This is a genomic window from Rhizobium sp. BT-226, from assembly GCF_025847085.2.
GTDB classification, from domain to species: domain Bacteria; phylum Pseudomonadota; class Alphaproteobacteria; order Rhizobiales; family Rhizobiaceae; genus Rhizobium; species Rhizobium sophorae.
Genome location: NZ_JAOYTI010000002.1, coordinates 700760 through 723956 on the forward strand (window position 1 = coordinate 700760; position 23197 = coordinate 723956).

Consider the following 23197-nt stretch of genomic DNA (forward strand, 5'->3'; position numbering starts at 1 on the left):
GATCTTAAAAACTCGGTGATGACATCCAGCCTCGATCACCTCGTTGGGGTTTTCGATTTCATGCGCATGGCCGGCCTCCTTTTTGCTTTCATCATGTACTCCAACTTCAGTTTCTCTATCCTCTCTCTTCAGCTTAGGAGGAGAAGGTTCCTGAAGGCTGGTGAGGGAGGGTTCCGGCCAAAGCTTCCCCCTACCCCATGAGCAAAGCCCATGAAGCCGGGAGAGCATTGGCCAGGTCCTGAAGGCCGGAGCCGGGATGGGACACGTGCCAGAGGGGCCATTCGCTTCACCCTCGTCCTGATTTTCTGACAGCGCACTTAAGGACTTTCGCTTCCCGCGCCGCTGGGCTTCGTCAGCTCGGGAGTTGCACCCGGTCGCCCAATCAATGGCCCCAGACATAGACCTACGATTCGTACCTCGTCAAGCATCGAGGTATTTTTTATACCTTTTACCGTTGACGCAATCGGGTATGATATATACCTTTCTCTCATAAGCCGATCAGGGGCGCGAGAGGACAGGCGATGCAGCACATCCGCAATATCGAGACCGAGGAGAGCAAGCGGGATGCCCGCTGGAATGCGGCGCGCACGATGGGCGATTGCCGCGCCTATATGGCCAACGAAGCCCAGCGCATGGGCGCCCTCGGCTTTGCCTTCCTGCGCCGTCCCGAACATTCGATCCGCGGCCCGTCCTGGCTGCGCGGCGCTGCGGCTAGCGTCGAGGAGCATTACCGCTATGCCCGCGAGATCATGGGCATCACCGATATCGATCAGCTTTACGCCTGAGGAGAACGGAGATGTCTGCCGCCAGTTCCGCACCAGAGCCACCGACCGAGAGCCCTTCCCTTCCTGCCGCCCGGCGGACCGGGGCAACCGAAAAGACCCGCGCCAAGGCCCGTGTCACCGCCGGGGCGCCCGATCTGCTGACGGCGCTGGTGGAGGCCGAACGCTTTTTCGATGGCAGCGCCGATCACGGCTACCCGCTTCACCAGAAGATCCTCGCCGCCATCGACACGGTGAAAGGCGGTGCAGCATGAGCGATTGCCTCATCAGAGCCTTTTCCGGCTGCGCCTGCCCGCCCGGCGAATGCGCGAAAAAGCCGGTCGTCCCGGCGCCGGTCACCTTCGTCTCGTGGCGGACCCAGGCAATCGCCTGCCTCGCCATCGGCTTCCTCGCGGCGATCGTTACGGCCGGCTGGATGGAGACGCAGTTCAAAACCCGGGATCTGCGAAACCAGGAGCAAGTATCATGGAAGTGAGCCAGGGTTATTGCCAGACACCGCCGGTCAGGAGCTGAACTTGATGTCGCTCGCCTTGGCTGCCGTAATGAATGCGCGGCGCACCTGCTCCGGCCCGGCGGCATCATTGAACACATCAAGCACCAGCCGCTCGGCCACCTTGGCCGCCGGCGTCTGCTCGGGCCAGTCATTCAGCAAAGTGTTGCCGGCCTGAACGACATTATAGACCGTCCTCACCTTGCCATTGATGGTGATCTTCACCGGCTTGAAGCTTCGTCGCCTGCTCATGATGCATCCCCCCACGCTGGAAATACGCGACTCAACGAATCACCGCGGGACTCGTTCCGGTTGAGATGATTCTTTGTTCGCCAGCCGGGCGCTGAGCCCGATGTCCTCCGCCTGCATGACAGAGCACGGCTCGGATGCGTGCGAGAATGCGGCAGATGAAGCCCGAACCAGGAGGCAACACAATGGACCTTCAGAGTCTCGTCGCCGCGCATATGCCAAACCGCCGCCGCCCGACGCCGATGGGCGCCGCGGCCGAGGACCGATACTACCGAAATCAGATCACCCTGCCGCGCCTGAAGCTTCGGCTTCTCGGGCTGACTGCCGCGACCGCCGGCCTGACGCTGTTTTTGGCCGGCGTCATCAAGGCATGAGGTGCCGTCATGCTCCGACAGAGCGATCATGCTATGCTGCGATCCGTTGTGGGGGACCGCGCGATGGACGACAGCGAGGCTGACCGGGCGGCGATCATGGCCGTGATCCGCGCCGAAACCGAGGCCTGGCTGCAGCGCGACTTCGAGGCGCTGGCGAGCCACTGGGTGCAGTCACCGCAGACCCGGCGGATGGAATACTTCGCCTCACTCGGCGTCCGCGTGGACGAAGGCTGGGACCCGATCGCCGCGCGGATCAAGAAGATCGTCGAGCGATTCCCGGAGAAACACGCCTTTTCGGAGCGCGTCCGCTGGGAAAAGGTCAACATCGTCGTCGACGGCAACATGGCCTGGATGACCTTCGATCAGATCGGCAGCGACACCGGCGAGGATCGCAAGCGCCAGCTCCGGATCCTCCACCGGATCGACGGCGCCTGGAAGATCGGCTGCATGGTGATGATGGAGAGCAGCGTCGAGGAGGCGAACTGCCCGCTGATCGAGGTCGACGCGGATGGGCGGATTCTCTGGACGAACCGGTTGGCGCGGGAGCGAATGCATGGCCATCCCGGGCTGGTCGCCGCCGCCGGCCGCCTGCGTGCCCGGCGGCGCGAACGCGACCCTGCACTGCGCGAGGCGGTGCGCCTGGCATTCCGCGAGCTGCAGAGCCAGAGACCGCTGAACATCGCGCCGAAGCAGGCCTGGGCGGTGGCGCTCGGCGAGGACGCGGCGGGGATTCCGCTCTACTGCTGGGTTCTGCTTGAGGACGGCAAGGCGCTGGTCTCCTTCGACGACGCCGAAACGCTGGTGCGCCGGATCGCGAGCGCGCGGGAGGTCTTCGGCCTCTCGCCGGCGCAGACCCGGCTCGCGCGCCTGATCGTCGATGGCCATGACCTCGCAGCCGCCGCCGATCTGCTCGGGGTCAGTGTCAACACGTTGCGCACTCAGCTACAGCGCATCTTCGACAAAACCGGCGTCCGCAGCCAGGCGGCATTGGTCCGGGCGCTGTTGAGCGCCGGGGCTCCGAACCAATAGGATCGACCGCGACCAATGCTCATGACGCGGCACCTCGCGCGAAACACGGCAGGACTGGCTCCGGTTGAGGCGCCTATCTTGCGTGTTATTGTTGATCAGAGAATCAATGAAATTTGCCGGTGGCTAAAACGTGCCAGAGCCAGAAAAACGTAGCGATAAGTTTACTTGGACGTATGCCCTCTGGGCGTTGCCATTCCTGGCGCAAAATTGGCTATATTGGCTTCATCCCCAATGGGATTGGTGGACGATCAGCCTGATCATATGGGTAATGACGCTGATCGCCGTCGCAGGCTCCCTCTGCATCAATCTGGCGCAGCGACGCTGGCGGCGTCTCGTCTCTCTCCTAATCGCACCCCTTCTGTTGCTGGTCCTGCTCCGTATCCTCGCTGCTGTCGGCATAACGTCCGACAGCCTTCGATTTGCGCTGACCAAGCAAACGTATCTGGCAGAGATCGAACGAACCGATCTGCCGGGCGGAGAGCAACGATTCAGGACATTCGTATGGGACGATACGTTCCTCGAGAAAACCTACTCGACGCTCGTCTACGACGAGAGTGATGAAGTCGCTTTGCCCAGGGGCGAGCAATCCACGGCCTGGCAACAGCGTGTCCAGACATCATGCTCGGAAAAGAAGGAATGCGTGGATCTCGATCCCGGTCCGGGCGAGTACGTCAGCGTCAGAAAAATCGGCGAACATTTCTATATTCTGGACAATTATCTGCCGAATGCGTTTCCTTAAGCCGCCGCCGCTGCACCCTTGGAAAATTCCCCCGCTTGATTCCGTCGGCGCGTTTCCTTAAGCGCACTCAGCCGCGCCTTGGTTATAACTTTCCTACAGAAAAATTATAACGAGCGAAAGGATGGGCTTTCGAGCGGTTGAACTCGATGTTATAATCTTTTTGCAGGAAAGTTATAACCGGAGAGATCCGTGCCCATCCGCGAGATCGATTTGATGTACCAGACCATGCTGGCGGAGCTCGGCCAGCGTTCGCTGGACGGAAGTTTTGTCGCCGAGTTCCCGCTGGAGGGTCGGTTCGTCTCCGTCCCCGTGAAGGGCAAGGAATACTGGTATTTTGATCATCCGGGCCAAGACGGCGTCAAACGGTCTTATGTCGGGCCAAAGAATGACGAGGAGCTTACGAAAAGAGTGACCGACTTCGGCGCGATCAAGGATGATCTCCGAAACCGCCGGCGAATGGTGGCCACTCTTACGAGAGAAGGCGGCATGAACGCACCGCCCAGGTTTACCGGCGACGTCATCGAGGCGCTTGCCAATGCAGGGCTCTTCCGTCTGCGCGCGGTTCTCGTCGGAACCGTGGCATTCCAGACCTATTCCGGCGTTCTCGGCGTTCGACTGCCGGCGTCGCTTATGCAGACGAGCGATGCCGACTTCGCCCAGTTCCATTCGATCTCGGCGGCGGTCAACGACAGCATCCCTTCCATTCGAGAGGTTCTCGAAAAACTGGACCCGACGTTCCGAGAGGTCCCGCATCTCAACCATCCCACACGCTCGACCCAGTTCGTGAATGCGAAGAACTACAAGGTCGAATTCCTGACGCCGAATACGGGCAGCGACGACAATCAGCACAAACCCGCCGACATGCCGGCCCTTGGGGGAATTTCCGCAGAACCGCTGAGATTCCTCGATTACCTCATCTACAACCCAATCAGGACCGTGATCCTTCACAAGAGCGGCATTACGGTCAATGTTCCTGCTCCGGAGCGCTACGCAGTTCACAAGCTAATCGTCGCCTCGCGGCGCCAGAACGACGACAATGGCGTGCTCAAGCGCGAAAAGGACGTGCAACAGGCCTCCCATCTTTTCGAAGCAATGGGCGCGACACGCCGCCATTCCGATATTGCGCTGGCCTATTGCGAGGCGTGGGAACGCGGGCAGTCGTGGCGTGACGCAATAGGGCGCGGACTCTCATTCATGCGACCGGACCGCCGTATACAGCTCATGTCCGTTCTCGCCGAAGGCATGGTGGAAAATGGCGAAGACGCCGTCCGTTACGGGGTTCAAACGGACCACGACGGAGTCGAGGGAACTTCATGATGAAGACACTGAGAGGACGGCAGCCTGAACTGGCAGCCAATGCCAATGGCCCCGCCCCGCCGCGCTCAGTTAGCCGGAGCGCTCGTCAACCCAGTGATGCGTGCCACGTCGACCGTCGTTTAATACCAGCGTCCCCTGCCGTACCAGCCGCCGCCGCCCAGCAAAAGAAGTATTACAACGATGATGAGAAGGGTTGTGAGATCCATGTGCGTTCTCCTGGGAGGACCATCACCATCTCGTTTGCGCCTGACCGGCGTTGCTCATGGTGGGACTCCCTCGCGTACAACGGCCCTGGCCGGGGTTGGTTCCATTCGATGGCCCCTACCCGACCGGCGCGGACCTGGGCGGAGTTTATGCACTAGAGATGATCAATCGTTGCCGTAGTCATTGCCGTGCAAAATCGGCATAGCAGCGCCAGAAACGAAAAACCCCGCCGGAGCGGGGTTTCTAGCTGGTCGGAGTGGAGTGATTCGAACACTCGACCCCCACGTCCCGAACGTGGTGCGCTACCAGACTGCGCTACACTCCGTGACCAGCGGCGCTTCTATAGAACAGCCTATCTGGTTGCACAAGCACCAAATTCCAAAAAGCCGGCGGAAATTTTGACGGGGTTGTGACACGTTCGGGCGTGGGCTGCTGCAGCAAAAAGCCACACCTGCCGCAAATCGAACGGAAGTCTCTTGAGAGCAATTTTCTTTTGCCGGGTTCCGCGCTAAAGGGCAGACGGGACAGGCGAAAACGCTCACGAGGCGGGCTTGCCAGCCAATGCGCTAGAGATCAGGACGACACGATGAATTTCCGCACCATGACCGCGGCCGGGCTTGCCATTGCGCTTGCCGGATGCACGACCATACCTTCCGCCGGCAATCCGATCGAGGCCCGCTGGGTCGGCAAATCGGCCGGCATCTTCTTTGCCGCCTACGGGCCGCCGATCAGCGACAGCGAGCAAGGCTCGAGCACTGTCTATACCTGGCGCGGCGGCTACAAGACCGTGCGCATTCCGGCGAAGTATGCCGAAGGCGCCGACGGCAAGCGCGGCAAGCAGATCGCGTCCGCCCGCACCGCCTATCTGCGCTGCCAGGCCGAAATCACCACCAGCTCCGATTACACCATCCGCGACATCCGCACCGTCGCCGACATCCCCGGCGTCAACGGCCCGTCCTATTGCGCAGAGTTTTTGGCGCCCGAACAGAAGTAACGGACGGTTTGTCCGACATGCTGAACAGGCGGCCCGGATGCCGCCTGTTTTTGTTTTGGCAGGTCACCGCGCCGGTTCATTCATTTCATCGAAGCCGACTGGGTCTGGCCCTGCGCCTCTTTTGGCCCGGAAGCGATCGGTTTGGATCCTTTACCGCCGATCGGTTCCGCCTAAGCTGTCCTTGCGATTTATGAAAGTCTCGGCTTCATCCACCACGCGTTCCTTGACGGCATCATGAGCATCGGACGCAGCATCCACGGCCTTTTGATAGATCTCCGACGCTACCTCTTTACCCTGCGTGACGACGTTCTCCGCCTGATGGCTGAGAGTGTCTTTCGCGCTATCTGCGGCTTCCCCGACCCATTCATCCTCAGTGTCGGTGTGGGGCAGCGCCGCGCCGATCGCCGCTCCGACCGCGAAAGCCAAAGCCCCGCCAACCAGCGGCTGGTCGCGGAAATGGATGAGAATCGCCTCATTGAGCTTGCTCGTTTGCTCCTGAAGACTGGTTGCCGCCGAGGAGGATCGGCTGGAAAGCGAGCTCGCCGCGCCAGACGCACGGGCGGTCAGGTCGCTCGCGGCGTTTTTCGCCTGCTCCCATTTCTCCGCCGCCCAGCCGGTTGCCGCGTCGAGCATTGCACCAGTCTCGTCGGTGATCTGACTGAGCTGTTTTCCGCTAGCGTCGGCGAAGCCGCGATAGGTCTTGCCTGCCTCGTCCATGAAATGGCCGGCACGCCCCCCTGTTTCGTCAGTCAAGGCTTTCAACCTCTTGCCGGATTCGTCGGCAAAGTGGCTGTAACGCGCTCCGTTTTCCATTGCCGGCGGACCAATCCTGCGGACCATGCCCGTCGCCGGATAAAGCGGATATTCAGGATCTTCCCTCCACGTCGCCGTGTCGCCTGATGACGGGCTGCCTTTTGCCATCAGCCAGGCCAGGCTCACGCCCATCAGCGCGACCGGCAGAGGGTTCGCCTTGAGGGCGTGGCCAAGATTGCTGACATATTCTCCGCCGCCGCTTCCCTTGGCGTAGGCAATCACCTCATCGACCAGCTGGCCTGGCGACATCCGTTCCTGGATAGCGTCAATCCGGTCGCCGATCCGGCGGCGGTCCTGGTCGATCTCCCGCTGAAGCTCGGCCGATGTTTTCTCCATTGAGTTTGCCATCAGATTTTGTCCTTCACAACATCAACGTCGCGGCGAAGCGAGGTCGCAGTTCGATCCAGTGTCAAGTTGTTGCCGCGAAGTGCGGCAAGGCCCCGGGAGACCATTGCCCACGCGATGCCGGCAATGATGATGCCGACGATCAGCGAGGCGAGCGCGCTGGCAGTGGTTTCGGTAAAACCCTGTTTCACGAGGAAGGCCGCGAGACCGCCGACAAGGGCGCTCAGCAGGACGCCGACCGCCCCGATTGCCAGGACCAATCCGAAGAGGAGAATCTCGACGCCGCTGAGCGCCTGCGAAAGTTTTTCCGAAGCCTCCGTCTTGGCAAGATCGATTTCCTTGCGGAGCAGGCCCGTCACATCACCAACGAGGCCGCTGACGAGTTCGGAGAGGGGTGTGTTCTCTGAAGATTTAGCCATTGTTCTCACCTCCGGTCGTTGCTGGGCCAGAGCGACCGATTGATGGTTCGCGCGACGCGGCAGTTGTTTGCCTTTTCGCCGACGCTGTGAGGAAGCGGCTTGCGGCCAGGCCTGCAAGTGCGGCGATGCCGAGAAAGGCGAGCGGCTGTTTGCGCCCGAAATCCTCGGTCATGGTGGCGATTTCCCCGATGTCCTTGCCTTCCATCCGCCGAGCAACAGTCTGCACGCTCCGCCCGATCTGCTTGGCGTATCGTCCGACTTCCGCCTGACCGGAGCTTTCCATTTCGGCGCCAGCCTTCTCGAGCGCCATTGCAACACCGCCGACCTGACGAGCGGCAAAGCTGGTGCGTTCGGAAATGACTTCCTTGGCTTTCTCGACGGCGGTGTCGGCACCGTCCCTGATCGTTTCCTTGGCGGCGGAAACATCCGCGCTCACCTTCGCTTCCAGATCGGAAATGGACGTGTGCGTTCCCGGCGAAGAACCGGAAGCTGGGGATGAGGACGGGGTCTGGGCGGACGCGCTCCGCCCTGCGGGATCTGTGAAATCGTTTTGCATTTCGAACCTCCCAATTCGTGCCGGCAACTGCCTAAGCCCCAAACCACGGATGGCCCGCTTTGTTCCAGGACGCTCTGTGGGACGTTCGCCTTCACTATGGCTCAGAACAGCGACTGCCCGAAGCAGCACCGTCCTAGCCTTTCCTGACCTTTGGCGGGCGTGACAATAGACGCGGCTATGTAACGCTCCTCCCGGTCGCCGTCGTTGAAGTAGTAGACGGCGAGCAGGGATCCATCGCCGCGTTTTACGAGTCTCGGATAGCCGAGATCAGCCGTGCCGCCGTCGCTCCGGATGATCTTCTCGGCGCCCCATGTCCGGCCGTCATCGAAACTCATGCGCATCCTGATCCCAAATGGCGGATCACGATGGCCGTAGACGAGCAGCAGCATGCCTTCGATCCGCCCGAGCGCCGGCGGATTGCCATTGCTGCCCGTGTCGTCGACGATGCAGCCTTCCTTCGTCCAGGTCCTCCCTTGGTCATGGGAGGTGAAGGCCTCTATCCACCCCTTGCCACCGCCTCTGCCCATGCAGCGCGTCAGCGTCAGGATGGCGCCACCGGAAAGTGCCGTCGATGCCGGCATGATCGAATAGCCCTCAGGTTCCGGATCGACAAAGCCTTGCAGGACGAAGCTGCGCCCGCCATCCACGGTGCGCGCGCAGAATACTCTTCCTTCCGCGCCGTCCTCTTTGGACGTGCTGAGCATGAAGAGCGCATCGTCCCTTCCGAGAGGAACGATATCGGTGCGCGCCGAGATCGGAAGGTGCAAACCGGCGAACCGGAACGGACCCTGCCATGTCAGGCACCGATCCCGGCTGACATAGAACCAGCTGACGGCATCGCTCCGCACATCGGTTCTGGCGCACATGACGATCGTCTCGGCGTCGAGGAAGTCTATGGGATCGCCAATCGAGCAAAGGTCTTCGCGGACCGACAGACGGGGGCGGACCTTGAGGTCGGCGTTCAAATGCTCGTCGGCCGAAAGCGAGAGCCCGCCCGGCACGTGGCCGCGGAACGGCTCGTCCATCCATGTCAGTCCGCCGTCCAGGCTGCGTGCCTGCCAGGGTACGAATGGGTAATCATGATCCAATTCGTGCAACTCCCCCTTCGCTCCGAGTTTGCCGCGCGCGAAGACGACGACCATTTCGTCACCCCACGACCAGAGACCATAATTTGCCGGCCAGGCTGCGAACTCGCCGCGTCTGCGATAGATTTCAAGATTGCGGAACTGCGTGTCCATGGAGGCTTCCAGACGGTCAGAGCGTTTCGACTGGAAGCGCCCGCACAAGCAATTCTTCCTGCCCGAGCAGCTGTTCGAGTTTGCGCCGGTATTGGCGCCACCAGGCCCGATCGAGACTGTTCACCATCACTTCGATCACGATGACCGTATCTTCTTCAGTGCCCTCGCTAGTGGACCAAAACCCCTTTGCCGGGGAATTGAGGTATGAAGTCGCCCCGCCATGGCGCTCCGTCATCTCGCGCTGAATCATCGCTATAATGTCTTCGATGTCGATCGCCGCTTGCGGCGCTGCTGGAATAAACAACTGTATCAGATGCATTTGGAATTCTCCTCGTCCCGCAAACTTCGGAGGCCCGTCGAGGTTCCGGCCCAGCTCGACATCGGATGCGATCCCATGGAACACCTGGCCGTTCAAGGATGTGCAGCGGGCGCCTGCGGCAGCCGGAGACGCAAGGTTGCGTCATCGGATGATCAAAAATTGGGCTGGTCCTGACGGCTCTTGAACGGAGCGCTGTCACCCACAATATCATTTCGATCAGGATCATTGGTGGCAAGAAAGGAGGAAAAAATGCCGCTGAACGATGTCCCATGGGTTCGGCCGGTGAGACTCCGGTTGCAGTGCGGTTTGGAGCGCACCTTCACAAGCGTCTACGACGCCCTGGATTTTCTCGAGAACGAGTGGCCGCTGCGTCATGGCGAACGCCATGATCGAGCAGTGAAGACGTGTCGTGGCGCCCTCAACGGCATCATACCGAGCATGATCGCGCGGGAGGCTTTTATCGCAGCCTGCCTCGAAGCCGGTATGCCAACGGTCCTGGCCCCCTGGAAGACCAAGCCCGCCGCGCATCCGCTGAGGCCGGCGCGTCACGTTGAAGACCGATATCAAAGACGCCAGGCGCAATGACGCGAGGAGAGCGAGCAAACCTCAGCATGTCAGCGGGGAATCCGATGAGGCGTTCGGATTCACATGACGGCAATCCAGGCGAACCCGAAAGCGCATCAACAAGCGTCACGCCGCTTTCGCCCAGCTGATGCTGGCGGTCTAAAAAGCCAGCCGCAGCTGCGGCGCCACGGCCGGCGCTCGTCCTTCCAGCGAAGAGAGGGCGACGCCGAGCAATCGTATGCCCTTTCGCGGCGGAAAGATCGGTGCGAGCAGCAGGTTGACCAGTTCCTCGAGGTCCGCGATTGCCGGCAGGGGTGCCGGAACCGTCTTGCTGCGAGTGATCTGGCTGAAGTCGGCATATTTCACCTTGAGCGTCACTGTCTTGGCGGCGATCCCGTTGGCCTCGCAGTAAGCCCACACCTTTTCGATCAGCGGCTGGAGCCCTTCGCGAGCAGGCTCGAAAGCGTGGAGGTCCTGTGAGAAAGTATCTTCCGCGCCGACGGATTTGCGCACCCGGTCGGGCTTGACCTGGCGCTCGTCGATCCCGCGGGCGATGCCGTAAAAATAGGGGCCTGACTTGCCGAAATGCTCCACGAGGAACTCGAGTGTCTTCTCCTTGAGATCGGCGCCTGTTTCGATCCCGAGTTGATGCATCTTCTCAGTGGTTGCCGGTCCGACGCCATGGAATTTCCGGACGGGAAGCTGCTCGACGAAGGCCGGTCCGTTCTTCGGCGTGATGACAGCTTGGCCGTTCGGCTTGTTGAGGTCGCTCGCCATCTTGGCAAGAAATTTGTTGTAGGAAATCCCGGCCGACGCGTTGAGGCCGGTGACCTGCTTGATCTTGGCGCGGATCTCCAGAGCGACCTCGGTGGCGATCGTCATGCCTTTCAGATTTTGCGTCACATCGAGATAGGCCTCGTCGAGCGACAGCGGCTCGACCAGCGGCGTGTATTCGGCAAAGATCTCACGGATCTGCTGCGACACCGCCTTGTAGACGGCAAAGCGCGGCGGCACGAAGATCAGGTCAGGACATTTGCGCTTGGCAGTTACCGACGGCATTGCCGAGTGTACACCGAATTTACGGGCCTCATAGCTCGCCGCCGCCACGACACCCCGGGCGGCCGACCCGCCGACGGCAATCGGTTTTCCGCGCAAGTCGGAATTATCGCGCTGCTCGACCGACGCGTAAAAAGCATCCATGTCGACATGGACGATTTTGCGGACGGGGGGTGAGCTTATCTCGTTCATGGCGGTTTCAGCGATCGCGATGGGATCGGCATCTGAAATTGCGCGCCGAAACAAAAACAGAACATAGCAGGCTTGGGACGCGATATCAACAATTCCAATGGGCAGCTCGGACCTGCCGTCGAAACTACCAGCCGCCCAAGGCGTTCTCATCCTGTGGAATCAATATCAGGAGGCAGCCAATGGCGGACGACAGCACGACCACCATCCGAGCCACGTTCGAAACACGCGAAGCCGCTGATCTCGCGGTCGAACATCTGGTTCAGCAGCATGGAATTTCGAGGCCCGACATCTTTATCCAGTCGGCAAGCGACCGGAACAGCGCGGGTTCAGCGCCATCAGGCGGGGATGTCTCTCATGACGACGGCGCCCGACGCGATGCGCCGCTCGAAGGCGAGATCGAGGTCTCGGCGGATATCGCATCCACCCAAATCGCCGCCGTCCAGCGCAGTCTCGGAGATGCCGGCGCGCTGCGCATATCGAGCCGCTGAGCGCGGTAGATAATCTCTCAAAATACCGCGCAAGCGCAATTTCAAGAAGACCGGCGACTCAGCCTCAAGGCAGCAGGCGCACGAAGGGCAAAGTCGGATCGATGCGGGCTAGCAGATTGAGAGCGTAGGCGGCGCGCAGCAGGCGGTCGGCGCGTGTCTGGCCGGAGGCGGCGGCGAGCTGGCCGACGAGGTTGCCTGGAAACGCCAGGCCGGCCTCATCGAGTGTGCGCCCGAGGCGTTGCATGCGCTGCAGCCGCTCCGGATCCTCCATGCGGCCGCCGAGTTCGGCGAGTGCCAGGATTTCGTCTAAGGCGGTGGAGATCAGCCGCTGGCTGGCGGCCTGTGGGCGGGCCAGCGCCTCGAAGCGCATCGGTTTGCGCTCCGGCACGCCCGGCAGCGCGAAGCTTTTGGTCAGCCGCGAGAGCAGGCTCGGCTTTTGCGCGGTCGTCCTTGGCGGTGGCGGCGGCAGGTCGAGGAGGGTCAGGCTGTCGGTTCCGAAAGCGAGCGGCGAGAGCACGATGTCGGCGCCGCGGGCTTCGGCGAGGACGGTGAGCAGCGGCGACTGGCGGTCGCCGATCGAGCCAAGCAGAGCGAAATGGGCCTCCAGCCGTTCGTCGCCTTCGATTTCCAGCTCCAGCCAGGCCCCTTCGCGGTCGCGCACCGGCCAGCGCCCGACCTGCGCCACGCCGTCGAAGCGCAGCGAGCCGAAAGCGGCCGGGCGCAGGATCAGCGGCAGGGCGCGGCGCGGCGGTGTCGCGAGCTTCGGCCGGAAGGCGCTCGAAAGACGGATGGCGCATTGCTTCCAGTCATCGATGACGGCGCCTTCGATCCCTTGCACCGCCGCACTCCAGCCGGCCTTGAGAGGCTCGGCGCGGCCGCTGCCGGTCTGCAGCCGGCCATCGCCGGTGGCGGAGGCGCCCTCGAGGCGGAAGGCGCTGCCGGCGATCGCCGTGAGCGAACGGCCGAAGACCGGCTCGGCGGTGGCCGCCTGGCGCGGCACAAAGCCCGGATCGCTGCCGGCCCCGCGCGCCAGCGTCGCGCTTAAGCTTCGCCCGTCCATGGAGAGATAATAGCCGGTCACCCCGCGCGCGCCGCTGTCGGCCTGCCACAGGCGCAGGCCGCAGCCGACGAGGTCGATCGCCGGCAGCGGCTGTGGCGCCTCGGCAGCCGCGCCGGTGAGCAACGGTTCATCGGGCGAGGCCCGAAGCGCCTCAGTCAAAGCATAGGCGCGCGCCAGCATGACGAGAAGTTCGGCAGGATCGGCCGCATCCAGCCGCTCGCGTCTTCGCCGGATCATCGCGGCGATGGTGCGAAGCTCGGCAGCCAGCCGCGGCATCGCTTCGGTGCGCGAGGACAGGACGAGATCGCCGATCCGCTCTTCGAGACCGGCAGGCGCCTTCGACAGAGCCTGGCGCGCGGCATCGCGCAGCAATGCGGCCGCGTCTTCGAGCGTGCCTGACGTGGCTCTGCCTGGCTCTTGCGGCGCTTGTTCGGCACCGGCGGCCGTCTCACCAGGCCCGCGGACGGCGAGAAGCGCTGCCGCATGCAAAGCGGCGCGTTGCGACGCCGCCGCCTTGGAGAGCATGCCGGCAGGACCGCCGCCGGCGGGATAAAGCACCGGTGGATGGGCGCCCAGCACGATGCGGACGGCATTCGGGCTGCTTTCGATTTTGATCCCACCCGGTTCGAGCGCCGCCAGCAGCGTTTGCGCCTGGATAAAAGCGGCGCGGCCGAAGGCGCGGATGATGACGTCTTCCTTGAGCGAAAGCACTTCCGCATGTGGATCCGGAATGGCCTCCGCGCGGATCGGCGTCCGTGTCTCGGCTGCGCCTGGCTCATCGGCCGGTCTCACCTCCTCCGCTTCGCGGATGAAAATAATGCCGGCCAGAATATGCCGGCAAAGGCCGGTCGCCGGACAGCTGCAGCGTGCTGAGGCGAGCGGACCGGCGATGAGCCGCACGCTCTCGCCGTCGGCTTCGGCCAACGCCGTTCCGCCATCCCAGCCGGAGAGGCGCACGAGCCCGGCCTCCACATCCCGGCGGGCGCGGCGCAGCAGGCCCTTGGAGGAGGCTGCTTCCAGCACCTCGTCGCTGACAGCTGTGGCGTCGAAACGCTGGGAATTCTCGGTCTTGCCCCGCTTCACCTTATATGCCCCGCAACCCAATCGGCAAAATGCTCCGGCGTCAGTGCGGCGATCTCCATTCCGGCATCGACGAGCCGCGCGGCGCTATCGCGATCATAGGCCGGCCGGGCGGCCTCATCGAGTGCGGCAAGCCCGAGCAGCTTGACCCGGGCGCCGGCAAGCCGCCGCACCGCCGCAAACAGCGGGGCGGCCGGCGCGCCTTCGCAGAAATCCGAGACCAGCACGAAGATCGTCCGCTGCGGCTCGGCAATATGGGTCGCCTCGCAATAGGTAACAGCCTTGCCGATATCGGTTCCGCCGCCGAGCTGGACCGACATCAGCACATCGACGGGATCGCCGACTTCGTCGCTGAGGTCGACCACCGATGTGTCGAACAGCACCAGCTTCACCGTCACCGCCGGCAGCGTCGCAAGGATCGAGGCCATCACGGCGCTGTAGATCAGCGAGGTCGCCATCGAGCCCGACTGGTCGATGCAGAGCACGATCCGCCAGGGCAGGTGCCGGCGGGCGGCGGCGTGGAAATGCAGATGTTCGGCGATCAGCACACGCCGCTCCTGGTCCCAGTTCTTCAGGTTCTTGCGGATCGTCTGGTTCCAGGCGATGTCGCGGGCGCTGGAGCGGCGCGCGGTGGTCTCGCCGCGCCGTCTTGCGCCGGATAGCGCCCGGCTCGTCTGCAGGCGCAGCTTCTTGGTCAGCTCCTCGACGACGCGCTTGGCGACCTGGCGGATTTTCCCGGCGATCACAGGATCGGAGCGGCCACGATGGGCAAGCAGTGCCGCAAGCAGCGACGGGTCGGGATCGAGCTCGGCGAGCGCCTTCGGGTCGTCGAGGATCTCGGTCATGCCGAAGCGGCCGAGCGCGTCCTTTTCGACCCGCTCCAGCACCGATTTCGGAAACAGCGAGCGCATCTCGCCAAACCATTCCGGCAGCGTCATCTGCGGCGGCTCCGCACCGCCCTTGGGGTTCTTCCTGTTGCCTTCGGGACCCCCTGTGCGGATGCCGCGCCGGCGGTAGGATTCGCCGTAGATGCGGTCGAGCGCGGCATCACGGCGGGCATCGGCGCCGCTGCAGCAGTTGGCAAGCTGGCGCTCGGCAAAGCGGCCGAGCACCAGGCGCCAGCGGCGAAGACTCTCCTCGGGCTTGTTGTCGCTCATGGCGCCTGCTCCTCCAGCCAGAGGCTCAGCCCATCCGCCTGCATCAGCTCGGCAAAGCTGGCATTGAGGCGGGCATTGGCGAGCATTTCGGCCTCCGTCAGGCCGCCGGAGAAACGCGGTGCCAGATCGAGATCGCTGCCCTTCACTTGCGCGATCATGGCGGCGAGCGCGTCGGTTTCATCAGGCGCAAGGGCGGTGAAGGCAAGGCGCAACGCCGGCAGCACCTCGATGAAATCAGCCTCGTCGAAGCCGGCGAGCACCAGATCCAGCCTTTCCAGAAGCGCCGGCGTGCGCTTGAGCAGGGCCGGCTGCACCGCCAGCAGGCCGACCAGCGCCTCCACCCGGGTGGGCGGTTCGCCGACGCTGAATTGCAGCGGGCCGATGACGCGGGTGGCCAGCGCCTCCGCACTCAGCCTGCCCGACATATGCCCGATGGCGGCGACCGCGCCTGCCGCCCGTGGCGCCAGATCGGCGTCGATGAGGGCGGCGACCCCCTCGTCGAGCAGATCGAGATCGAGCGGCTGTTCGTCTTCTGCGTCCTGCGCGCCGGCTTCGGCGATCTCGTTCAGCGTTGCCAGCGCATCGACATAACGCGGCACGTCCTCGTCCTTGGCGCCCTCGAGGTCCGGCAGCAGGTCGATCGCCCGGCGATAGGCGATGAGGCGCAGTTCATCCGGCCCCGGCATGCCGGCAAAACCCAGCGCCTTGCGGCCGCGCTGGAGATTATCGAGCATCGACAGGCAGACGGCGACCCGTCCGAAATCCGGATCGGTGGCAACGGCCGGACCGATCGCGGCAATCAGCGCGCCGCAGGATCTGGCCAGCCCCGCCTGGGCTGCGATCATCAGCAGGCGGATGGCCGCATGGGCGTTTTTCGCCTGGCCTTCCTCGCCGAGCGCCTGGACCCGGCGGGCGAAAACGGCATCGGCGGCGCGCTCCACCGTATCGCCATCGATCGACAGCGCCACCAGCCGGCTTTCGACGGCCGGCGACCATCGATAGGTCCATTCCTCGAAGAGCACGTCGGTGGCAACGCCGCCTGCCCAATCCGGGCCTCTGAGACAACGGCCGAAGCCGGTGCCGAGCAAGGTCATCACATCCAGGAAGCGGCTGGCGGCAAGGTGCCGGGGCTTGCGATGGATATCGAGCAGACGGTTGCGCTCGGTGCCGTCCTCGATGCGGAAACCGAGCGCCCGGGCCCGCCGGCGCACCGCTTCCACCAGCGGCGGAGCGCCGGCGCCGCTGGGCACCTCGCCGATGCCTTCGCCGGTGAGTTCGGTCAGCAGCGCGTCCATCAGCGGCGAACCCGTTCGCGGGTCCTCCCCCTTCAGCAGGCAGGAACGCGCCGCATCGAGAATCTCAGCCCGCCCGGGCCCAAACAATCCGCGCAGATCGGCCAGCGCCTGGGCCTGGGCGATAGTTGCGGACAGCGAGGGCAGCGGCGGGGTGAAATTCGGCCGGTCGCGGCGCAGGCGCTGGGTGAGGTCGAGCACCACATCGGTTGCCGCCTCGGTGAACGGATCGTCATGGCCCTCGGCGATCCGCTGCTGCAGCCGCTCGTACCAGCGCGGCGATGGCATGCCGGCGCCGTAGCCGTTGATCCGGTCGAGATGGTCGTGGGTGTAGCGGATCAGATAGGATTTCGTCTGAATGCCCGGCCTCGCCTCCGGCTGGAGCTTAGCCTCTTCTGCCGGGGGATCGATCATCACAGCCGTATGGAATCCGCCGGTAATGACGGCGATCGGCCCGTCGCCGGAAAGCGCCTCAGCCTTTGCCATGGCCGCCCGCATGCAGACCTCACGGGCCAGCGTGTCGTCGGCGGCGATCTCCTCGGCCGGTGTGGCAAGGCGCGACAGCGCGCAATGAATGCCGACGTCACGGAAGAAACCGCGCCAGTCCTTTTCGGCGGCGCGGGATTCGAACAGCCTATCCCAGGCCTCGTTGAAATCGCGCACGCCCAAGCGCTTCACCAGGCCATCGGCATAATGCGAATAGGCAAGCTGGCCCTCATCGGTCAAAAGGGTCGGCCCCGTTTCGTCCTGTCTTCGCTCGTCCTGTCTGGGCTCATCCTCGCCGTCCTCCCCGGCCTCGCCCTTCTTCTCGGCCCGCGCAGCGGCCAGGCGGGCGCCGCTCTCCCGGTCGGCCAGAATGACGGCGCTGCCGAATTTGCCCGCCAGCCGCAGGGCCGCCCATTCCGGCGAGGTCGTCGAAAACGGCCAGTATCCGACAGGGAGGCGCTCGTCGGAGGTCTTTTCCCCGTCGGCCACCGAGACGATGGCGATCGGCAGCCGAATGTCGGGATGCGAGAGCAGCGGCAGCAGGGGCGCAAAATCCGCCGGCATCTCCAGCACGATGGCGCGCGGCCGGATCTCGGCCAGGGCTGCGGCAAGATGCAGCGCGCAGGCGGGGCTGTGGTGGCGGATCGGAAAGAAGAAAAACCCGCCCTCGCCCGAGGTCAGCCGCTGCCCGTAGGCAGCAAAGTCCTGACGTTCCGCCGCTGCCGCTGCCGCCTCCATTCAGTCGAGCCTCAAGGCGCGCGCCGCCTCGTAGAAGGAGCGCCAGTCGCTTCCCGAGCGGGCGCGATCCTTGACGATGTGATCGACATAGGACTTGAACTTGCGGCCGTCCTCCGGATCGTCCTTCATGACGATGCCGCCGATCTGGCGGGCGAGATGGGCGCCCGTCACCCTGCCGTCGCCAAGATAGGCGGCTTCGAGGGCGGCGGCATGGGCGACATTGACCGCTTCGGCGGTGGACATGACGGCGGTCGGCTTCTGCAGCGTCACGCCTTCGGCCGTGCGGCCGGCGCGCAAGTCCTGGAAGCAGGAGACGAGAATGCCAAGGGCTGCCTCCGACATATCGGGCTTGATGCCGGAGGGCGCCAGGCGGTCGGCAAGACGGCGCTCGATCAGCTCCCGTTCGAAGGCCGGGTCGGTGATCGGATGCACGGTCTCGAAATTGAAGCGGCGCTTCAAGGCGCTCGACATTTCGCTGACGCCGCGGTCGCGCAGGTTCGCCGTGCCGATAATGTTGAAGCCGGGTGCGGCGCGGACGATCGCGCCATCACCGAGTTCGGGAATGGCGATCATCTTTTCCGACAGGATGGAGATCAGCCCGTCTTGGATCTCCGGCGGGCAGCGCGTCAGCTCCTCGATGCGCATGACCAGGCCACCCCGCATCGCCTGCAGCACCGGCGATGGCACCAGCGCCTTTTCGCTCGGGCCTTCGGCGATCAACAGCGCGTAGTTCCAGCCATAGCGCAGATGTTCTTCCATGGTGCCGGCCGAGCCTTGCACGACCAGACGGGTCGAGCCGGTGACGGCGGCGGCCAGAAGCTCGCTCAGCATCGATTTCGCCGTGCCCGGTTCGCCGACGAGCAGCAGTCCCTGCTCGCCCATCAGGCTGACGATCGCCCGCTCGACCAGCGCATCGTCGCCATAGAATTTGCGCGAGATGCCGAGCGCGGGATCGCCAAGCACGAAGGAGCGCACCGCGCGCGCCGAAAGCCGCCAGCCCGGCGGGCGCAGCCCCTTGTCGGCCTGATCGAGCTTGGCGAGTTCGGCGGCATGCAGGGTTTCCGTCGCCGGGCGAAGTGCTGTCTGATCCATGCTTACCATCCGCCCTTTTTCTGCCACTCGCTATCGAAGCCGGTGCCCTTGTCGGCAATGGCGCGCAGGTCGTTCCATGTTTCGCTGAGCAGCACCGGCGGCACCTTGGAGAGCGTCGTCTCGCCGCCATAGATCACCCGGCCGCCCGGCAGAATTTTCGCAAAGCGCATGTCCGTCAGCGCCTTCGGCACACGTTCGTTCTCGCCGATATAACTGCCGGTGAATTCGATGACGGCGGCAAAACCGCAATCGCCGAAGGCCTTCTCATAGGTGTAGAAGCCGGCGCCGTCCTCGACCGGCCCCCTGACATAGCCCAAGGCCTCGGCGGCCGAGCGCAGCGTCAGATTGTCGATCATCCAGCCCTTGCGGTCGTCGATGTGCTTGGCGTTCGGTTCGCCCTCGGAAAGCACCGGCCGGTCGAGCTGCTCGAACAGCGGCTGGACCTCGTAATCGTCGAGATGGGTCTTCCAGGCCTTGGCGCCCGCCTCGCCGAGGCTGACGCGATGGGCGATCGAGATGCCGGCAAAAGTGTCAAGTTTGACCGGCTCGTCCTCGGCATTGGTGAAGCTGCCGTCATCAAGTGCCCGGAAGCTTCCGATGATCTTGCCCTTGTCGTCATGACCGGCAAGAACCAGGCGGCGCAGCAGCCGGCCGACGATCGGGTGGGCGAGCAGGAAGGTTTCGAAATCCTCACGCGGCCAGATGCGGGCCGCACACATTGCCTCATAGAGACGGCCGCTCTGCAGCTCCACCGTCTGCTTCAGCTCCTTCTTGGCGTTGGAGAGCAGCTTCTTGCCCTCCTTCGCCTCTTCCGCTTCTTCAGGATCGGTCGGGGTCGGCAGTGAAGCGATCGGCTTGCCGTCGGGATTTTCAAGGACAAGCTTCAGTTCCTGCGCGCCGTTCTTCGCACGCTCCGCCACCAGCCGCGCCCGGAAAAGCCGTTCGCCGATCGGCAGTTCGAGAATGCCGTCCTCGTCGATGCCGGCAGAGGGCATGGTGCGGTCGCCGAGCTCGGCCGGCGTCCAGCCGCGGGCCTCGGCAAAGGCGGTGATCACCTCGCCGGCATATTTGCGCATACCCGGCTGCTTGTGGCGCTGCGAGGCGATCAGCACCAGCTGCAGCACCTGGGGAACCGGGTTTGCCATCAGCGCGTCGAGGAGCGCCCGGCACTGGTTCGGCCGCTTGCCGTGTTCGCGCAGGTACCGCTTGACGAGCAGCGTGGTTTCGGCCGGCGGCGCAAAACGGGCAAGCGCCAGCAGGCCGCGATGATCGAGCGCGCTGTTTAAATAGATGGCGAGCTTTTCGCGGCGCAGTTCGGCAAAGGCCAGTTCCTCGGTAAAATCCTTGCGCCATTTCTTGGTATAGTCGTAGCGCTGCTTGGCATTTTGCGCCGCATAGGCATTGGCCTCTTCGCTGGTCGGCCGCTGAGTGTCGTAAGAGATGAAGGCCGAGACGACCGCCGCCCCCAGCCGCTCGGCATCCCTGCGGTCGAGACGTTCGAGCGCCATGTGGATCATCGGATCGCCGCCGGCCATTTTCAGTCTATGCGACCGGGCAAACCACCATTTGACCAGCTTGGCCGAGACCTCGCGCCCATCCGCCCAGTGCAGCACAGGCAGGTTTTCGGCATCGAAAAGCGGGGAATAATCGACCTTGGTCGAGGCCAGCCCCTTTTCGGCTTCGGCCAGCAGCGTCTCTTCGGCGAAGAGATCGGAGGTATCGTCGCCGCAGGCGGCGAGCGCCGACATGGCCGCCGCCTTGACCGTCACCGATTTCTCCTTGGCGAGGGCCGCACGCAGCGGCGCGATCGCATTGGCGTCCCGCCGCTCCGCCAGCCAGCGGGCGGCGGCAAGGCGTTTGGTTTCCGGCCCGGCCGTCAGCATCGGCGTGATCAGCGGCGTCAGATCGGCGACTTCGCGCAGGAGGTAACGGGCAAACTCGCGCTGGCGCACGCCGGCCTGCACGGCGCGGTCGGCCACCAGCGGGAAATAGCGGCGCGGCAGGCGCGGAAACATCCTGAGCCAGGAGAAAATGAAATCCTCGGTCCAGCGCTCCTTCAGGCCGTCGCCGGCAAGGGCGGCGTCGATCGCGGCAAAATTCTCGGCCAGCAGCGGCCAGACATTGGCCGGCACCGGCTCGTCGATCATCTCGGAAATATTGACATAGGCCTTGTCGGCGAGCGCATCGGTCATGTCGCCGACACTAGGCGCGCCCATCTCCGCGGCGATTTCCGCGAGGATGCGGATATCGGCGCCGGCCTTGATGCGGGCGATGATCTCATTGTCGGGGCCGCGCATCCAATAATTCGTCGTCCCCAGCGAGACACGCAATATATGCTGCCAATGCCGCCCGTCCGTCGCCTGGAAAAGCAGCCGCGACAGCGCCTGAAGGGAGATATCGGCACGGGAGAAGATGGCCTTCAGCCCGTTGCCCTGGACCTGGCGCGTCTGCCGCATCCAGTTATCGGTGCTCTTGTCGTCGACCGCCTTCCAGACGTCCCGGCGCTGCGCTTCGCTCAGGCGTTCACCCCGCATGGCGGCGACGATATGTTTTGCAATCGCCGGGTCGAAGGGTGGCGAAAACGGCCGGGCCGGCCGCTGGTTCCAGTCTTTGCCGGGCGGCGTCTGGTCGTAATCGATGCGGGCCGCCGCATTGGCTTCGGTGAGAAGCTTGCGGAACGCCTCTTCCAGATCGGCCGGCAGCGGCTCCTCCTTGGCGGCCGGCGGCGGCGCGGCAACGAAGCTGCCGTCGAAGGCGAGGTAACCTGCCTCGCCATCTCCCTCGCCCTCGCCTGCCTCGGCGCCGGCAACCGAGCCTGCCGCATAGGTCGCCCGGATCGTTGCGATCGCCGCCAGCACCGTATTGGATTTTTCCTCGCCCCCATGCCGGTCGAGGATCGGCAGGGAGCGCTCGCGCAGCAGGGCGGCCAGAATATTGACGCCGGCCAGCCGCTCGTTGGCCTTTCGGGAGCCGAGAAATTCCTCGGCCTTTGCCTGCACCTTTGCCTCGTCGGCCACCTTCAGCGCATTCGAAGCCGCCTCGCGCACCGTCTTGGCGCCGTCGCTCGCCATCTGGAAGGCGAAGTCGAAGAAATGCCGGTCGCGATCGATCAGCCCGTTCTGGCCGAGGAAGCTGACCATGACCTCGCGGCCGCCTGCCGCGAGCGTCCCGATCGTTTTGGTCGCTTCCTCAGGCATGGCGGCCATCGCATCGGCAAGGCCCGGCAATTTCAGCATCCGCTGGGTCAGATATCCGTAGGGCACGTCCTTGTCGGAAAAGGTGCAGTCGATCAGCGGCGCGACCGAGGGGGCAAGCTCTGCAGCTTTCATCATCTCGAAGATGCGCGGCGCGGTGAGAAAACCGAGGGGATTACGGCCTTCCGGTGCCGAGGTGTCGAAAAGCAGGCTTGCCGTGCGCAGCCAAGGTGGCGATTGATCGCTGCCGGGAAAGCGCCACGCCCGGTTTTGCGCATTAAACTGGCTGTGCAGATGGAGATAGCGATAGAGCGCGGCCGGATCGAAGCCTTCGAGTTCGAAGAGCACCCGTTCCCTGGCCTTGTGGCGCTTCTCGCGCTCGACCTTGTTATTCCAATCGTCGGCGACGGCGATGAAGACATTGTGAAGCCTGGTGCGGATATCACCCTGGGTGGTCTTCAACAGATTGCTCACATGAAGCACGCTCGCTTCGTCGGCGCCTGTCAGGACATAGCGGGCAAGGGCCTTGCCGAGACCCTTCTCCACAGCGTCGAAGGAGGCGAGGTCTGCCGTAATCGCCTCCCTGTCCCTTGCCGTCAGCGCACTTCCTGCCGGAATGTCGTCCGTTTCCGAACGGCCACGGAAAAGCTTCTTCAAACCCTCTACGAACATCGTCAATCCCTCCTCGCCAGGGGCAATTCTGCACGGTCATGTCTTTGGGTGATGCTGCGGCCAGGGGCGATGGGAAAACAGTGTCAGCGCGCTGGCATCAAGCATGGGCGGCAATCCGAAATTTATTGAACGAGTAAAAACTAATCATGCAAATCAACGGTCGTATGACGATGCTTGCAGCTAGCGCGCGTCCGGCCGTTTTCAAGCATCAAAGCAGTTTTCAGTGGCGCTGAATCGACGCCGGGGAAGCGATCGATA

The 23197-nt window shown here is 63.7% G+C and carries 22 protein-coding genes and 1 tRNA gene; 10 read left to right on the forward strand and 13 right to left on the reverse strand.

Annotation, left to right across the window (positions count from 1 at the left end; genetic code table 11):
• Window positions 1–521 precede the first annotated feature (521 nt).
• Genes OIU37_RS13735 through OIU37_RS13745 form a run of 3 tightly spaced genes read left to right on the forward strand, consistent with a single transcriptional unit; the run spans window position 522 to window position 1257 of the window.
• Window positions 522–785, forward strand: coding sequence for a hypothetical protein (locus OIU37_RS13735; protein ID WP_168315584.1), 264 nt, complete (start codon window positions 522–524; stop codon window positions 783–785).
• An 11-nt stretch (window positions 786–796) separates the two neighbouring features.
• Window positions 797–1036: a hypothetical protein gene (locus OIU37_RS13740; protein WP_264257741.1), complete on the forward strand. Its 240-nt coding sequence runs from the start codon at window positions 797–799 to the stop codon at window positions 1034–1036.
• The gene (locus tag OIU37_RS13745) at window positions 1033–1257 is read left to right on the forward strand and encodes a hypothetical protein (RefSeq protein ID WP_264257742.1); all 225 of its coding nucleotides are present in this window, start codon (window positions 1033–1035) and stop codon (window positions 1255–1257) included. Before OIU37_RS13740 ends, OIU37_RS13745 begins: the two co-directional genes overlap by 4 nt.
• Before the next feature lie 27 nt (window positions 1258–1284).
• Here OIU37_RS13745 and OIU37_RS13750 read toward each other — a convergent pair whose 3' ends face one another.
• Window positions 1285–1524 (reverse strand): DUF982 domain-containing protein, encoded by a 240-nt coding sequence (locus OIU37_RS13750; RefSeq protein WP_003557262.1) that lies wholly within the window; start codon window positions 1522–1524, stop codon window positions 1285–1287.
• Between the two features lie 182 nt (window positions 1525–1706).
• On the opposite strand from OIU37_RS13750, the gene OIU37_RS13755 reads away from it, so the two are divergent.
• The 4 genes from OIU37_RS13755 to OIU37_RS13770 all read left to right on the forward strand — a co-directional run bounded on the left by OIU37_RS13755 (window position 1707) and on the right by OIU37_RS13770 (window position 4980).
• On the forward strand, window positions 1707–1895 hold the full coding sequence (locus OIU37_RS13755; protein ID WP_171601331.1) for a hypothetical protein: 189 nt from the start codon (window positions 1707–1709) through the stop codon (window positions 1893–1895).
• 9 nt (window positions 1896–1904) lie between these two features.
• Complete coding sequence (locus OIU37_RS13760) at window positions 1905–2924, forward strand: LuxR family transcriptional regulator (RefSeq protein ID WP_171601332.1); 1020 nt, start codon at window positions 1905–1907, stop codon at window positions 2922–2924.
• Window positions 2925–3054: 130 nt separating this feature from the next.
• Window positions 3055–3663, forward strand: a complete 609-nt coding sequence (locus OIU37_RS13765; protein WP_180693572.1) for a hypothetical protein — start codon at window positions 3055–3057, stop codon at window positions 3661–3663.
• Between the two features lie 195 nt (window positions 3664–3858).
• The gene (locus tag OIU37_RS13770; protein ID WP_180694244.1) at window positions 3859–4980 is read left to right on the forward strand and encodes a GSU2403 family nucleotidyltransferase fold protein; all 1122 of its coding nucleotides are present in this window, start codon (window positions 3859–3861) and stop codon (window positions 4978–4980) included.
• Window positions 4981–5432: 452 nt separating this feature from the next.
• Here OIU37_RS13770 and OIU37_RS13775 read toward each other — a convergent pair.
• Window positions 5433–5509: transfer RNA gene (locus OIU37_RS13775), tRNA-Pro, on the reverse strand.
• 261 nt (window positions 5510–5770) lie between these two features.
• Here OIU37_RS13775 and OIU37_RS13780 point away from each other — a divergent pair.
• Window positions 5771–6178 carry a hypothetical protein gene (locus OIU37_RS13780; protein ID WP_180693573.1) on the forward strand — a complete coding sequence of 136 codons (408 nt, stop codon included), beginning with the start codon at window positions 5771–5773 and terminating at the stop codon, window positions 6176–6178.
• A 150-nt stretch (window positions 6179–6328) separates the two neighbouring features.
• Here OIU37_RS13780 and OIU37_RS13785 read toward each other — a convergent pair whose 3' ends face one another.
• The 5 genes from OIU37_RS13785 to OIU37_RS13805 form a co-directional block, all read right to left on the reverse strand.
• Window positions 6329–7339 carry a DUF3618 domain-containing protein gene (locus OIU37_RS13785; RefSeq protein ID WP_180693574.1) on the reverse strand — a complete coding sequence of 337 codons (1011 nt, stop codon included), beginning with the start codon at window positions 7337–7339 and terminating at the stop codon, window positions 6329–6331.
• Window positions 7339–7755: a phage holin family protein gene (locus OIU37_RS13790; protein ID WP_180693575.1), complete on the reverse strand. Its 417-nt coding sequence runs from the start codon at window positions 7753–7755 to the stop codon at window positions 7339–7341. The genes OIU37_RS13785 and OIU37_RS13790 overlap by 1 nt, the downstream gene beginning before the upstream one ends.
• Complete coding sequence (locus OIU37_RS13795) at window positions 7748–8311, reverse strand: nutrient deprivation-induced protein (RefSeq protein ID WP_180693576.1); 564 nt, start codon at window positions 8309–8311, stop codon at window positions 7748–7750. Before OIU37_RS13795 ends, OIU37_RS13790 begins: the two co-directional genes overlap by 8 nt.
• Before the next feature lie 101 nt (window positions 8312–8412).
• The gene (locus OIU37_RS13800) at window positions 8413–9549 is read right to left on the reverse strand and encodes a sialidase family protein (protein WP_180693577.1); all 1137 of its coding nucleotides are present in this window, start codon (window positions 9547–9549) and stop codon (window positions 8413–8415) included.
• 16 nt (window positions 9550–9565) lie between these two features.
• Window positions 9566–9868 carry a hypothetical protein gene (locus tag OIU37_RS13805; RefSeq protein WP_180693578.1) on the reverse strand — a complete coding sequence of 101 codons (303 nt, stop codon included), beginning with the start codon at window positions 9866–9868 and terminating at the stop codon, window positions 9566–9568.
• A 249-nt stretch (window positions 9869–10117) separates the two neighbouring features.
• Here OIU37_RS13805 and OIU37_RS13810 point away from each other — a divergent pair, with 249 nt between their 5' ends.
• Complete coding sequence (locus OIU37_RS13810; RefSeq protein ID WP_171601339.1) at window positions 10118–10453, forward strand: DUF982 domain-containing protein; 336 nt, start codon at window positions 10118–10120, stop codon at window positions 10451–10453.
• Between the two features lie 138 nt (window positions 10454–10591).
• Here the strand turns inward: OIU37_RS13810 and dinB are convergent, their stop codons facing one another.
• The gene (dinB, locus tag OIU37_RS13815; RefSeq protein ID WP_264257743.1) at window positions 10592–11680 is read right to left on the reverse strand and encodes a DNA polymerase IV; all 1089 of its coding nucleotides are present in this window, start codon (window positions 11678–11680) and stop codon (window positions 10592–10594) included.
• A gap of 179 nt (window positions 11681–11859) precedes the next feature.
• On the opposite strand from dinB, the gene OIU37_RS13820 reads away from it, so the two are divergent.
• A complete protein-coding gene (locus OIU37_RS13820; RefSeq protein ID WP_180693580.1) occupies window positions 11860–12168 on the forward strand; it encodes a hypothetical protein in 309 nt (102 codons plus the stop codon).
• Window positions 12169–12232: 64 nt separating this feature from the next.
• On the opposite strand, the gene OIU37_RS13825 is transcribed toward OIU37_RS13820, so the two are convergent.
• From OIU37_RS13825 to OIU37_RS13845, 5 genes are read right to left on the reverse strand one after another with little or no spacing between them, the layout of a single operon-like run.
• On the reverse strand, window positions 12233–14311 hold the full coding sequence (locus tag OIU37_RS13825) for a hypothetical protein (protein WP_264257744.1): 2079 nt from the start codon (window positions 14309–14311) through the stop codon (window positions 12233–12235).
• Window positions 14308–15465 carry a VWA domain-containing protein gene (locus tag OIU37_RS13830; protein WP_180693582.1) on the reverse strand — a complete coding sequence of 386 codons (1158 nt, stop codon included), beginning with the start codon at window positions 15463–15465 and terminating at the stop codon, window positions 14308–14310. The genes OIU37_RS13825 and OIU37_RS13830 overlap by 4 nt, the downstream gene beginning before the upstream one ends.
• Complete coding sequence (locus tag OIU37_RS13835; protein WP_264257745.1) at window positions 15462–17981, reverse strand: DUF5682 family protein; 2520 nt, start codon at window positions 17979–17981, stop codon at window positions 15462–15464. The genes OIU37_RS13830 and OIU37_RS13835 overlap by 4 nt, the downstream gene beginning before the upstream one ends.
• A complete protein-coding gene (locus tag OIU37_RS13840; RefSeq protein WP_240602147.1) occupies window positions 17982–19073 on the reverse strand; it encodes an AAA family ATPase in 1092 nt (363 codons plus the stop codon). It abuts the gene before it with no gap.
• Between the two features lie 2 nt (window positions 19074–19075).
• A complete protein-coding gene (locus tag OIU37_RS13845) occupies window positions 19076–22939 on the reverse strand; it encodes a DUF4132 domain-containing protein (protein ID WP_264257746.1) in 3864 nt (1287 codons plus the stop codon).
• Window positions 22940–23197: the final 258 nt, after the last annotated feature.

Excerpts from the sequence above, each read along its gene's own strand:
- OIU37_RS13735 (WP_168315584.1), top strand. The coding sequence starts at position 522 with ATGCAGCACATCCGCAATATCGAGACCGAGGAGAGCAAGCGGGATGCC.
- OIU37_RS13740 (WP_264257741.1), top strand. The coding sequence starts at position 797 with ATGTCTGCCGCCAGTTCCGCACCAGAGCCACCGACCGAGAGCCCTTCC.
- OIU37_RS13745 (WP_264257742.1), top strand. The coding sequence starts at position 1,033 with ATGAGCGATTGCCTCATCAGAGCCTTTTCCGGCTGCGCCTGCCCGCCC.
- OIU37_RS13750 (WP_003557262.1), bottom strand. The coding sequence starts at position 1,524 with ATGAGCAGGCGACGAAGCTTCAAGCCGGTGAAGATCACCATCAATGGC.
- OIU37_RS13755 (WP_171601331.1), top strand. The coding sequence starts at position 1,707 with ATGGACCTTCAGAGTCTCGTCGCCGCGCATATGCCAAACCGCCGCCGC.
- OIU37_RS13760 (WP_171601332.1), top strand. The coding sequence starts at position 1,905 with ATGCTCCGACAGAGCGATCATGCTATGCTGCGATCCGTTGTGGGGGAC.
- OIU37_RS13780 (WP_180693573.1), top strand. The coding sequence starts at position 5,771 with ATGAATTTCCGCACCATGACCGCGGCCGGGCTTGCCATTGCGCTTGCC.
- OIU37_RS13785 (WP_180693574.1), bottom strand. The coding sequence starts at position 7,339 with ATGGCAAACTCAATGGAGAAAACATCGGCCGAGCTTCAGCGGGAGATC.
- OIU37_RS13790 (WP_180693575.1), bottom strand. The coding sequence starts at position 7,755 with ATGGCTAAATCTTCAGAGAACACACCCCTCTCCGAACTCGTCAGCGGC.
- OIU37_RS13795 (WP_180693576.1), bottom strand. The coding sequence starts at position 8,311 with ATGCAAAACGATTTCACAGATCCCGCAGGGCGGAGCGCGTCCGCCCAG.
- OIU37_RS13800 (WP_180693577.1), bottom strand. The coding sequence starts at position 9,549 with ATGGACACGCAGTTCCGCAATCTTGAAATCTATCGCAGACGCGGCGAG.
- OIU37_RS13805 (WP_180693578.1), bottom strand. The coding sequence starts at position 9,868 with ATGCATCTGATACAGTTGTTTATTCCAGCAGCGCCGCAAGCGGCGATC.
- OIU37_RS13810 (WP_171601339.1), top strand. The coding sequence starts at position 10,118 with ATGCCGCTGAACGATGTCCCATGGGTTCGGCCGGTGAGACTCCGGTTG.
- dinB (WP_264257743.1), bottom strand. The coding sequence starts at position 11,680 with ATGAACGAGATAAGCTCACCCCCCGTCCGCAAAATCGTCCATGTCGAC.
- OIU37_RS13820 (WP_180693580.1), top strand. The coding sequence starts at position 11,860 with ATGGCGGACGACAGCACGACCACCATCCGAGCCACGTTCGAAACACGC.
- OIU37_RS13830 (WP_180693582.1), bottom strand. The coding sequence starts at position 15,465 with ATGAGCGACAACAAGCCCGAGGAGAGTCTTCGCCGCTGGCGCCTGGTG.
- OIU37_RS13835 (WP_264257745.1), bottom strand. The coding sequence starts at position 17,981 with ATGGAGGCGGCAGCGGCAGCGGCGGAACGTCAGGACTTTGCTGCCTAC.
- OIU37_RS13840 (WP_240602147.1), bottom strand. The coding sequence starts at position 19,073 with ATGGATCAGACAGCACTTCGCCCGGCGACGGAAACCCTGCATGCCGCC.
- OIU37_RS13845 (WP_264257746.1), bottom strand. The coding sequence starts at position 22,939 with ATGTTCGTAGAGGGTTTGAAGAAGCTTTTCCGTGGCCGTTCGGAAACG.